Source organism: Bradyrhizobium sp. LVM 105 (assembly GCF_003957705.1).
GTDB lineage: Bacteria > Pseudomonadota > Alphaproteobacteria > Rhizobiales > Xanthobacteraceae > Bradyrhizobium > Bradyrhizobium frederickii.
On sequence record NZ_QZMV01000011.1, the window covers coordinates 135,470 to 147,503 of the forward strand.

The 12,034-nt window shown below is 61.3% G+C and carries 9 protein-coding genes; 3 read left to right on the forward strand and 6 right to left on the reverse strand.

The window, feature by feature from the left end:
• Nucleotides 1-22: 22 nt before the first annotated feature.
• The 4 genes from D6B98_RS26920 to D6B98_RS26935 form a co-directional block, all read right to left on the reverse strand.
• On the reverse strand, nt 23-901 hold the full coding sequence (locus tag D6B98_RS26920; RefSeq protein WP_126260000.1) for an ABC transporter permease: 879 nt from the start codon (nt 899-901) through the stop codon (nt 23-25).
• 37 nt (nt 902-938) lie between these two features.
• The gene (locus D6B98_RS26925; protein WP_126260001.1) at nt 939-1,889 is read right to left on the reverse strand and encodes an ABC transporter permease; all 951 of its coding nucleotides are present in this window, start codon (nt 1,887-1,889) and stop codon (nt 939-941) included.
• A gap of 74 nt (nt 1,890-1,963) precedes the next feature.
• Nucleotides 1,964-3,631 carry a peptide ABC transporter substrate-binding protein gene (locus tag D6B98_RS26930; protein WP_126260003.1) on the reverse strand — a complete coding sequence of 556 codons (1,668 nt, stop codon included), beginning with the start codon at nt 3,629-3,631 and terminating at the stop codon, nt 1,964-1,966.
• A gap of 36 nt (nt 3,632-3,667) precedes the next feature.
• Nucleotides 3,668-5,329 carry an ABC transporter ATP-binding protein gene (locus tag D6B98_RS26935; RefSeq protein ID WP_126260150.1) on the reverse strand — a complete coding sequence of 554 codons (1,662 nt, stop codon included), beginning with the start codon at nt 5,327-5,329 and terminating at the stop codon, nt 3,668-3,670.
• 650 nt (nt 5,330-5,979) lie between these two features.
• Between D6B98_RS26935 and D6B98_RS26940 the strand changes: the two genes are divergently transcribed.
• Nucleotides 5,980-7,305: an NAD(P)/FAD-dependent oxidoreductase gene (locus D6B98_RS26940; RefSeq protein WP_126260005.1), complete on the forward strand. Its 1,326-nt coding sequence runs from the start codon at nt 5,980-5,982 to the stop codon at nt 7,303-7,305.
• Between the two features lie 115 nt (nt 7,306-7,420).
• A complete protein-coding gene (locus tag D6B98_RS26945; protein ID WP_126260007.1) occupies nt 7,421-7,897 on the forward strand; it encodes an Lrp/AsnC family transcriptional regulator in 477 nt (158 codons plus the stop codon).
• Nucleotides 7,898-7,931: 34 nt separating this feature from the next.
• Here the strand turns inward: D6B98_RS26945 and D6B98_RS26950 are convergent, their stop codons facing one another.
• Complete coding sequence (locus D6B98_RS26950) at nt 7,932-9,308, reverse strand: aspartate aminotransferase family protein (protein ID WP_126260009.1); 1,377 nt, start codon at nt 9,306-9,308, stop codon at nt 7,932-7,934.
• Between the two features lie 334 nt (nt 9,309-9,642).
• On the opposite strand from D6B98_RS26950, the gene D6B98_RS26955 reads away from it, so the two are divergent.
• Nucleotides 9,643-10,332: a haloacid dehalogenase type II gene (locus tag D6B98_RS26955; protein WP_126260011.1), complete on the forward strand. Its 690-nt coding sequence runs from the start codon at nt 9,643-9,645 to the stop codon at nt 10,330-10,332.
• Nucleotides 10,333-10,466: 134 nt separating this feature from the next.
• On the opposite strand, the gene D6B98_RS26960 is transcribed toward D6B98_RS26955, so the two are convergent.
• Entirely contained in the window at nt 10,467-11,924 is a 1,458-nt protein-coding gene (locus tag D6B98_RS26960) for an NAD-dependent succinate-semialdehyde dehydrogenase (RefSeq protein ID WP_164718881.1), read from the reverse strand.
• Nucleotides 11,925-12,034: the final 110 nt, after the last annotated feature.

Below are 12,034 nucleotides of genomic sequence, written 5' to 3' on the forward strand. Positions count from 1 at the left end.
GGCTTGCATTGAACTCAAACCGTCAAAAGTGGTCGTTTCGAACGTCAAGGGCATCTCGGAGCCCATCGCCGATGAAGTTGAAGCTCGTCACCGCGATCGTGATCGCAGCACCGGGAATGATGGCGAGCCACGGAGCGCTGGCCAGATATTGCTGCGCGCCGTTGAGCATGTTGCCCCAGCTGGGCAGCGGCGGCTGAATTCCGTAACCGAGGAAGCTGATATAGGCTTCCAGCAGAATCGCGCGGGCGACCGCCAGGCTCGCGGCGACGATGATGGGACCCATGGCATTGGGCAGGATCTCCCGGAACATGATATGCCTCCGGCTCAGTCCCACCATACGCGCGGCTTGGACAAATTCACGCTCGCGCAGCGAGCGGACCTCTGCCTCAACGATCCTGGCAGTCTCCATCCAGCTCGTGACCGCAATGATGACGGTGATCATCACCGGGCTGGGCCGCAACGTCGCGGCCAACGCGAGCACGAGGAAAATCGAGGGATAGGAAAGGAACCCGTCGACCACGCGCATCAGCGCCGCGCCGATCCAGCCGCCGCGATAGCCGGCCGTTACGCCAACCAGCGTCCCGATCAGCGTTGACAGCAGCATCGCAGAGAATCCCACCAGGAGCGAGACGCGCCCGGCCATCAGCAGCCGCGCAGCCAAATCACGCCCGAGGGGATCGGTGCCGAAGTAGTGATGACCGCTTAGCGGTGGGGCAAAACGAGCGCGCAGATCGATGTGGAGCGAGTCGTAGGGCAACGCATATGGACCGATGGTGCATGCCAACACAAGCAGGGTGATCATCGTGACCCCCACGAGCGCCAGATGATGGCGCATGAAGCGGTACACCGCACGGCTGTGCCACCAGCGAGTTGGAGGTAGATGCGCGGCAATTGCGGTCATTCTGCTGCCTCCTGTTATCAGGCGTAAGTCCGCGGGCTCAAGCCAGGCGAATGCGCGGGTCGACGATAGCGATAACGATGTCTGCGATCAGGTTGCCCGAGACGACCAGAACGGCCGAGAAGATCAACAGCCCCATCACGACCGGATAGTCGCTGTAACCAAGGCTGTCGAGAAACAGCCGCCCCATTCCCGGCCAGGTGAACACCGTTTCCGTGACCAGCGCGCCGGTCAGAATGCTGGGAAGCTGCATCCCAGCCAGCGTGATCATCGGTAACAGCGCATTGCCGACCACATGTTTCAGCAAGATGCGGCGCTCGCTCACGCCTTTGGCTCGGGCCGTCTTGACGAAATCCTGGCTTAGCGCGTCGAGTGTCGCCGTGCGCATGTAGCGGCTCCAGATCGCGACATGAACCAGCGACAGCACCAAGCTCGGCAAGATCAGGTGATGCAGGTAGTCCATGACCGACCCGTCTCCGATCGTGTACATGTTGCCTGCGGGCACCCAGCCGAGCTTCAGCGTGAAGATGTAGATGCCGATGAGGCCGAACCAGAATGTCGGGACCGACAATGCGACCATGGCGCAGATCGTCGCGCAGTAGTCGAACAGGGAATAGCGATGGGTGGCACCGCGGATTCCGATCCAGGTGCCGACCGCGATCGCCAAGGCGGTGGACGTGCCCATCAGCAGCAGCGTCGCCAGGAGATGCCGACCAATCACCGCGAGCACCGACGAGCCATCGCGGAAAGAGTGGCCCCAGTCGCCCTGAATCAGCCGCCAGGCCCAGTCGAGATACTGGAGCCACAGCGGGCGGTTCAACCCAAGCTGCTCTGCGAGCCGCTCGACGTCCTTCTGGGTCATGCCGGGATCAAGCCCGAACTGCGCGAGAGGACCGCCCGGCATGAGGTTGAGAACCGTGAAACCGATGATCGAGACGATCACAAGCAGCACGATGCTCTGCGAGAGACGATTGAGCAGGAACCCGGACATTCGAGTCTCCATGTAAGTTGGCTGTACCAGTTCGCCGCCGTCCTCCGGCTATGCAGGCCTCGAGCGGCGGCCGGTCAACTCGTCCAATACCAGGCCAACGCGTTCCATGATTCCGTACGGGTATTCCCGTTCGGCACGACACCCGAAATCCCCTTCTTGTTACCCTGGACCGCATTGCTCTGGTACAGCGGAAGGAAGGGCAGGTCCCGACGTACAAGCTCCTGTACCTTGTGGTAGATCCCGCGCCTCGCTTCCGGATCGAAGGTGCGCGCGCCCTTGTCGAGCAGAGCATCGACCTCTGGATTTGAATACTGCGCATTGTTCGAGCCGCGCCCGCCCTTCGCTGCGATCGAACGCGAGTGCAGGCGGTTGGTAACATCCGGATCAGCGCCGATCAGATAGGTGCTGCCGACGATCACGGAATCGAATTGCGATTGCTGCCAGAACTCACCCCACATCACGGCGGCGGGCAAGTTCGATATCTTCATCTCGATGCCCAGCTGCGCGAATGCCTGCTGCAAGAACTGCTGCGCCTGCTCGCGAAGCGGATCGCCTGATGTTGTCGAGTTGGCGAAGGACAGGCGGACGCCGCCTTTGGCCCGAATGCCATCCCGTCCAGGCACCCAGCCGGCCTGGTCGAGGAGCTTGCGCGCGCGATCGAGATTGAACTCGTGAGCCGGCAGATTGGGGTTATGATACAAGGACTGCTTGGGCATGAAGGTCTCAGTCGGCGTCGGCACTCCGTAATAGAGCCCCTGGATGATTGCCTCCTTGTCGATTGCCGCGTAGAGCGCCTCGCGAACCGCAAGTTCCTTGAACTGGGGACGCTCGAGGTTCAGGTAGAAGGACTCGAATGAGCTCCTTGGGACCAGGGCCACCACTCGGTTCGGCAGCGTCTTGGCTTCCCCGTAGTGGTCAGGTGTGATGTAGGGCTGCCCCACCAGATCCACATCGCCGCTCTTGAACTGAGTGTAGAGGACGGTGAGGTCGGGAATGTATTTGAAGACCAGCCTCTCGATGTGAGGGCCTTCACCAAAGTACTCGAGATTAGCCACGAGCTCGAGATGATCGCCGGCAACTCGCTTGCCCCACTTGAACGGACCGGTGCCGACCGGCGCCTGGTTGAAGGCGGCGTTGCTCGGATTGGCTTCCTTCTCGAGTATGTGCTTGGGAACGATGAAGGTTTCGGTCAGGAACGACAGATAAGGCGCAAAAGCCTCTTCCATTCGCCACGAGATCTCCGTGGGCGAGATCACCGTGATGTCGCGCACGAGAGCATGGCCGGCCGTGCGCCAGCTGCGGAAGTTGGGATTCATGATCAGCTCGAGCGTGAACTTCACGTCCTCGGCGCTGAAAGGCTTGCCGTCGTGCCAGCGGACATCGTCTCGCAGGCGAATACGCCATTTGCGACCGTCCTCCGAAATGCCACCATTCTTCTGGTTCGGCACTTCCACGGCCAGATTTGGTTGAATGACGCCCTGAGGATCGATGCGGAAGAGCGCATCGAAGACCGAGAAATGCACGCCATCATCTACTTCGATGTGGACCATCAGCGGATTGAAGACGGTCGGCTCCTGCCCAAGTCCGACGATCACCCGACCGCTCGGTTTTGAAGACGTCCGAGCGAAGGCAGGCTTTCCCAGCAGATTGGGCGCGATCAGACCGGCAACTCCGCCGATCGCAACCATTCGCAGCGCGTCGCGCCGCGAGTAGCTCGATTGAGTCGTCGAACGCTTGCTCATGACCTCTCTCCTCGCTTTTGATGTCCGCCGTGGGGTTTATGGATTTGCTACGTGTGCTGCATTCGCCGGCTGCTCCCCCGGGATCGCCGCCACCAGTTCTCGCGTGTAGGTGGATTTCGGGTCGAGGAAGATCTGCGAAGGCGGCCCATGCTCCACGATGTGTCCGCGATGCATGACGGCGATTTCGTCGCAGATCTGACTTGCAACCCGCAGATCATGCGTGATGAAGATCATCGAGACGCCCGTCTCGCGCTGAATCCGGTCCAGCAGCTTCAGGATCTGAGCCTGGATCGACACGTCGAGCGCCGAGACAGCTTCGTCGGCAATCAGCAATTTTGGCTCGAACATCAGTGCCCGGGCGATGCCGATGCGCTGGCGCTGCCCGCCGGAGAATTCGTGCGGATAGCGGTCAAAAGCTCCTGAATCCAAGCCGACATGGGACAGAAGCTCTCGCGCGCGCTCGGCAGCCTCGCCGTAGGGCATCCCATGCGCGACCGGACCCACCGTGAGGATTTGGCCCACCGTCGATCGCGGATTGAGCGAGGCGAACGGATCCTGGAAGATCATTTGGATCTTTGGCCGCAAGGGCCGAAACTCGGCTTCCGAAAGCGCGGCGATGTCGCGGCCTTCGAACAGGATCGAGCCGCTGTCGCTGTCCATGAGCTTGATCAGCAGCCGACCCAGCGACGATTTGCCCGAGCCGCTTTCCCCGACCACGCCCAGCGTGCGCCCGGACGCAAGATCGAACGTGACGCCATTGACCGCCGCAACGATGCGCTGCCTGCCAAAAAGCGAGCTGCCGCTGCGATAGGTCTTTGCGAGACATTCCACCTTGAGGATGGACGTTCTGTCCGCGGGTCGCAAAGCAATGCGGTCCTTGCCGGTGAGGTGTGGCACGGCCGCGATCAGGCGGCGAGTATAGGGGTGGCTCGGCGACTTGAGCACCTGCTCGGCGGTCCCCTGCTCCACGCAATGGCCCTTTTCCATCACCACAACGGAATCGGCAATCTCCGCCACGACGCCGAAGTCATGGGTGATGAACATGACGCTCATTCCCTTGCGGCGCTGAATGTCGCGGATCAATTGGAGGATCTGCGCTTGGGTCGTCACGTCCAGCGCCGTGGTCGGCTCGTCCGCAATCAGGATCGCAGGCTCAAGCGCCAGAGCCATGGCGATCATCACCCGCTGCCGCTGCCCGCCGGAAAGGCGGAAGGGATATTGGTGATACATCAGCTGCGGATCGGGCAGTCCCACTTCAATCAACAGGTCGATGGCCCGGCTGCGCCGGGATTTCGGCGTGCCGACATCGTGCGCCGCCATCACCTCCTCGATCTGTGCGCCCACGGTCATCAGCGGGTTGAGCGCCGAAAGAGGATCCTGAAAGATCATTGAAACGACGCGGCCGCGCAGGCTGCGGAGCTTGATGGGCGAGAGGCCGACGATGTTCATCCCGTTCAGGTGGACCGCACCCGAGGAGACCCTGATCGCCTTCGGCAGAAGCCCCATGATCGCGTTTGCCGTGACCGATTTGCCCGATCCGGATTCTCCGATGATGCACAGGATCTGACCGCGCTTCAGATCGAAGGAGACGTTCTCGACGGCGTAAGCTCGCTCCATTCCCTCAGGCAGACTGACGCTCAGGTCGCGCACCGAGAGCGCAACATCGGCGGGGGCCGCAGCCTGCACGTCAGAGGCCATAGGAAGATCCTCCCCTATTGACCGGGTTCGGTCATGCGGCTGCAAATCGAGCCTTTGGCTCTTTGCGTTGCCACGCTCCTTCGACAGGTCGACAATTTGCCGCTCAACTTGCCATTCCTTCGTTGGAGGCTGCGACATGATTCAGGCCTCCTCGCGCAACAAGCAAGAGCTGTCGTTCAGAGCGCGGCGCCGACCGAATTGGTCAACCCGATCGAAGCGAAGCACAGATGACACCCGCGTCATGGCTTGATCGCTTCTGCCAAGGTGTGCTGCTGGGCTCATGCAGGTTGCCTCTATGGACTTCGCCCCACCGATCGAGTGGTTCTCCCGATATTGGCGATTTCGATCTCCCCGGAATCGCCGAAAGCGGGCATCCGGGCAGCAGGAACTTCCGAAAACGAAGTCCGATTTGGCATTTCACTCTGTGCCGCCAGGCCAGCAGCAGCGCCTGCCCAGAAGGGAAGCCCATCGATTGCCGAAGCGCGTGCATCGGTCTCGCCGCCCGCTAGCCGCAGCATGCACAATGTTTTCGCAATAATAGCCTGTGTCAAAGGCAATGAACCGCAGGAAATTCGGTCTGATCGCGAAAGTCCGCGAGGGCTGCCGCTTCTTCTCGAATACGTTACGGCAGCCACCGGAGACCCTGTCTGATGAGCGCGCCGCTCCTGCATATCGAATCCAGCCCGTTCCTGCCTGGCGAGGCCGATGTCGTGGTGATTGGCGGCGGCGTGGTGGGCGTATTCACGAGCTATTATCTCGCCTGCCGTGGCATCAAGGTCGCCTTGCTCGAAAAGGGTCGCGTCGGCGCCGAGCAGTCCAGCCGCAACTGGGGATGGTGCCGCCAACAGAACCGCGATGCGCGCGAGCTGCCGATCGCAACCAAGAGCCTCGACCTCTGGGAGAGATTTGCCGAGGAAACGGGTGAGGACACGGGTTTCCGCCGTTGCGGCCTTCTGTATCTATCGAACGACGAAACCGAGTTGGCGGGCTGGGCAAAGTGGCGCGATTTCGCCAGGACCGTCGGCGTCACCACACATATGCTTAGCGCGGAAGAGGCGAGCGAGCGGGGCAAGGCGACAGGCCGCAAGTGGAAAGGCGGCGTCTTTTCTCCAACGGACGGAACGGCAGATCCCTCGAAGGCAGTGCCCGTTGCCGCCCGCGCGATCATGGCGGCCGGTGGCACGGTACACCAGAATTGCGCGGCGCGCGGCATAGAACTCGGTGCCGGCCGGGTCAACGGAGTGGTGACCGAAGCGGGCACGATCCGTACGAAGATCGCGGTCATGGCGGGAGGCGCGTGGGCCTCTTCGTTCTGCAACCAGTATGGAATTCGTTTTCCGCAGGCGTCCGTGCGCCAGTCCATTCTCGCCGTCGACCCCGGCGCCGCCGGTCTGCCCGACGCCTTGCATACCGCGCTCGTGTCGCTCACCCGACGCGCGAACGGCGGATACACGCTGGCAATCAGTGGGCGCGCGCGAGTCGATCCGACGCCGCAACAGTTCAGGTTCGGCCGCGAATTCCTGCCCATGTTCGCCCGTCGGTGGCGAAGTCTTGCCCCGGGAGCGTTCGAGGGTGTGCGCCATGGCCATGAATCTCTTGCAAAATGGGAGCTGGATCAGGCGACCCCCATGGAGCTGAACCGGACGCTCAATCCCCGTCCCGACATGGCGCAGATTCGGCTGACGCATCGACGCGCCTGCGAATTGCTGCCGGAGCTCGGGCGCGTCGCCATCTCGAACGTCTGGGCCGGCTACATCGACAGTACGCCGGATGGCGTTCCGGCAATCGGTGAAGTCGATGCGATTCCAGGTTTCATCCTGGCGGCGGGGTTCAGCGGACACGGCTTCGGGATTGGCCCCGGCGCTGGGCATATGATTGCCGACATCATCACTGGTCGTGTGCCGATCGTCGACCCGCGTCCCTACAGGCCGGAGCGGCTGAAACTGGGGGCCTGGGGCAAGGTCGCCGAGTTCTGAAGGGCAATTTTACCGCTCAGTGGGCAAAGATGCGGGTTGGTGCTATGACAGTGTGTATGACGCTGAAGCCTCAAAGCCTTGACGCTGCCGTCCTCCACAATCTCAAGGCATCGCTATGAAGCTCGACAAGATCGACATCAGGATTTTATGCGAACTGCAGAAGAACGGGCGGATTTCCAACGTCGAACTCGCAGAGCTGATCAACCTGTCCCCGAGCCCATGCCTGATGCGCGTCAAGAGGCTTCAGACCGAGGGCTTCATCACCGGCTATTCCGCCCAGATCGACGTTGCCAAGCTCGGACAGACACTGACGGTGTTCGCCGAAATCACTTTGAAGAATCATCGACAGATCGATTTCGCGCGCTTCCTCACGACGATTGAAAAGATCGATTCCGTCGTCGAGTGCCATCTGGTTTCGGGCGGGTACGACTATCTCGTCAAGTTCATCACCTCAGGGATCAGTGAATACCAGGCGATCATGGAGCGCCTCGTCGAAATGGATATTGGCATCGACAAATACTTCAGCTTTGTCGTGCTCAAGTCTCCTATCGTGAAGTCTCACCTACCCCTCGAGAGCATCTTCAACGGCTGAAGAACGATCTGGCCGCCGATCGCGAGCGCGCCGATCATCCTTTCATCGCCGCGCGGACGTCGCTATCTTCGAGCGTCTGGTCGAGCGTGGTCCTTGTCCGTTCGATGATGCCGTCGATCTCCGCATCGGTGCAGCAGAGCGGCGGCGCATAACCCAGCACGCCCTGAGCAAAGGCGCGGATGACGAGTCCATTGTCCCAGGCGCGGTCGAAGATGCGACGTGCCGCGTCGGCTTCCGCCGGCAGGGGCGTCTTACATTCCTTGTCGGTGACAAGCTCGATTGCGGCCAGCATGCCGCGACCACGGACGTCCCCGACAAGCGGATGATCGACAATCGTCCGAAGCCCTTCCATCAGGCGGTGGCCGGCCTTACGGCCGTTTTCCAGCAAGCCGTTCTCGTAAAGGTCGAGGCATGCGAGCCCGACGGCTGCGCTGACGGGATGTGCGGAATAGGTGTAGCCGTGACCGACGGCCGTCTTGCCGGCGCCGTCAGCGATCGTGTTGTACACGCGGTCCGACATGAGAACGGCCCCCATCGGCACATAGCCGGAGGTCAGTCCTTTTGCCGTCGTCATGAGATCGGGCACGATATCGTCCTCTTCACAGGCGAAGAGCGGACCGACCCGGCCAAAGCCGGTGATGACCTCGTCGGCAACGAACAGAATGTCGTGCGCCTTGCAGACGGCGTGCATCGCCTTCAGCCAGGACGGCGGCGGAACGAGGACGCCTCCTGACCCCTGTATCGGCTCGACATAGAAGGCGGCAATGCGATCGGCGCCCAGCTCGGCGATCTTGGCCCGCAGGGCCGCAACCGATGCGGCAATGATAGCCTGAGGATGGGTACCGACAGGATTGCGATAGGCATAGTGCGACGGGATCTTGTGCTGCCAGCTATAAGGCACTCCGAAGCCCGTGTGAAAGGCGGGCAGTGCAGTCAGGCCGGAGCCCGTCGTTGACGAACCGTGATAGCCACACTCCACGGAAATGAACTGGTCCTTCTGTGGCGTACCCTTCGCATGATAGTAGTAGCGGATGAACCGGATCGTGCTGTCGACGGCATCGGAGCCGCCCAGGGTGAAATAGACATGGTTCAGATCGCCAGGCGCCAGTTCGGCGAGCCTCGCCGCCAACCTGATAGCCGGGTCGGAGCCCAACCCAAAGTATCCCGTCGCGTATGGCAGTTCGCGCAGTTGCCTTGTGGCCGCTTCAATGATGCTGTCCTGGCCGTAGCCGGCATTGACGCACCACAGACCCGCGAAGCCGTCGAGCAACTGACGTCCCGAGGCATCCGTCAGCGTGGCGCCCTTGGCCGATTTCAGCACCCGCACGCCCGACTTTTCATGGCTGCGGTAGGATGAGACCGGGTGAATCAGATGCGCCCGATCGAGTTCAGTCAGCGAGTTGCTCAACATGTCGTCCTCCAGATCGGCCGCAACGCCGTGCGGCCGCCCGATCTTATCGGATGCAACGTACGGCGACGGAGACAGCAGTTGCTCGCATGCAGCGTATGGATGGAGGACGTTTTGACTTTCATCGATGATCGCTGCGGAATTTTATGCCGGTGCCGAACGACCGCCCGGATGACGCTCGCATTCGACACGTGGGCGCAACTCTCTGCCAAAGCTCCGACCCAATACGAAACAATCTGCTCCGGGTCGCCGCGACAGCGGTGCTTTATCTGGTTGCTCGCTCGCTATGTTGCTTGTCGTGCCGGCAAGCGGCGCATGAGGACTGAGAGGACGAGCGATGGCAACGTTTAGACCCAAGTACATCACCTTCGACTGCTATGGCACGCTGACGAATTTCGACATGGCCGGCGCCGCGACCCGTGTCTATGGCTCGGAGCTTTCGGCCGCGGCGATGGCAAAGCTCATCAAGGATTTTTCGGCCTACCGCCTGGATGAGGTCCTGGGCGCCTGGAAGCCGTACTTCGAGGTCGTGCACAATGCGCTGGAGCGCGCCTGCAAACGCAACGGTATCGTCTTTCGGCCGGAGCATGCCCAGCGCATCAATGAAGAAATCCACACGTGGGGTCCGCATGCCGACGTGCCGGCGGGCCTGGCCAAGGTTGCCAGGGAGATTCCGCTGGTGATCCTGTCGAACTCCATGAAGAACCTCATCATGTCGAACGTTGAGAAACTCGGCGCTCCCTTCCACATGGTCATCACGGCGGAGGAGACCGGCGCGTACAAGCCGCACATGAAGGGCTTCGAGTATATGCTGGACAAGCTGGGCTGCGGCCCGGAGGACATTACCCACGTCTCCTCCTCCTTCCGCTACGATCTGATGACCGCCTACGACTTGGGCATCAAGAGCAAGGTCTGGGTGAACCGCGGTCACGAGCCCGCCAATCCCTTCTACGAATACACCGAGGTCGCTGGCATCGACGGGCTTGCTGCGGCAGTCGGGCTTGAGCCCCCGCGCAAAAGCGCTTGAACGCATTCTTTTTGGGTTCTCTCGCAGTGCTTCAGCTCTGCGAAAGCTTCAATAGAGATCGGTGCACAGTGAAGGAAAAAAGGGGGCGGTCGACCGCCCCCTTTCTTCTTTCGGCTGCCGATCCGATGGGCCGCTCAGTCCAGCCCGCCGACATGGAGCGCCTTGGTCTCGAGGTATTCTTCTATCCCCAGCTGCGCCCCCTCACGTCCGAGACCCGACTGCTTGAAGCCGCCGAAAGGCGCAACCTCGGTCGAGATCAGACCGGTATTCAGCCCGATCATGCCGAACTCCAGCGCCTCGGCAACACGCCACGAGCGCTTCAAATTTTCAGTGTAGAAGTACGCGGCAAGGCCGAATGGCGTGCCGTTGGCAATCGCAATCGCCTCGTCCTCGGTCTCAAAGCGGAACAGCGGTGCGACCGGCCCGAAAGTCTCTTCCGAAGCCAAGAGCATCTCAGTCGTCGCCTCGCCGATCACGAGAGGACGGGCATATTGCCGACCTTCCGGCATCGCCTCACTCTCCGAGATGATCTTCGCGCCTTTGTCCAGGGCGTCGCTGACATGCCGCTTGATCTTCTCGATCGCCGCCGCGTTGATCATCGGCCCGATTGTGACCCCCTCTTCCGTACCCGCACCGACCTTCATCTTCGCGACCCGGCCGGCAAGCTTCTGTGCAAAGGCGTCGTAAATGCCCGACTGCACGAGAATGCGATTGCAGCAAACGCACGTCTGGCCGCCATTGCGAAATTTAGACGCAATCGCGCCCTCGACGGCCCGATCGACATCGGCATCATCAAAGACGATGAACGGCGCGTTGCCGCCGAGCTCGAGACTGAGCCTCTTGATGTTGTCAGCAGCACCTTTCATCAGCAACGCGCCGACGCGGGTCGATCCCGTAAAGGAGATCTTGCGGACAGTTTCGTTGGCCATCAGCTCCTTGCCGATGTCCGTCGGCATGCCCGTCACGATGTTGATCACGCCAGGTGGAATTCCCGCCCGCTCCGCCAGTACACCCATGGCAAGGGCTGAAAAGGGCGTGAATTCAGAGGGCTTGATGACCACGGTGCAGCCCGCGGCAAGCGCCGGTGCCACCTTACGCGTAATCATCGCGTTGGGGAAATTCCAGGGCGTGATGATCCCGCAGACGCCGACCGGCTCCTTCAGCACCAGAATGCGGCGATCGACGCTGGGCGCCGGGATCGTCGATCCGTTGATGCGGCGAGCCTCCTCCGCAAACCATTTGACGAAGGATGCCCCATAGCGGATTTCTCCGAGCGATTCAGCAAGCGGCTTGCCTTGTTCCAGCGTTAGCAGAAGCGCCAAGTCCTGCTCGTGGCGCCGCATGAGCTCATACCAGCGCTCCAGCAGCACGGCACGCTCTGCATGAGCCTTGGTCTTCCACAGTTTGAACGCAGCCGCCGCGGCGTCGACCGCCGCCCTCGTCTCGTCTCGGCCCATGTCGGGGATGGTGCCGAGCACTGTCTGGCTCGCAGGATCGATGACTTCAACGGTGGCTTTCGTGCTCGCATCGCGCCAGTTGCCGCCGATCAGTGCTTGCTGGCGAAACAGATCCTTGTCCTTCAACGCAATCATGGCTTGCTCCTTGTCTTCGGCCCTCCCCGCCATCACAGCCGGGATTTGCGATTGGCGAGACGATGCCGTCTCATGCGAGCAGTACAGGACCGCACGCCGCATTTTTCATC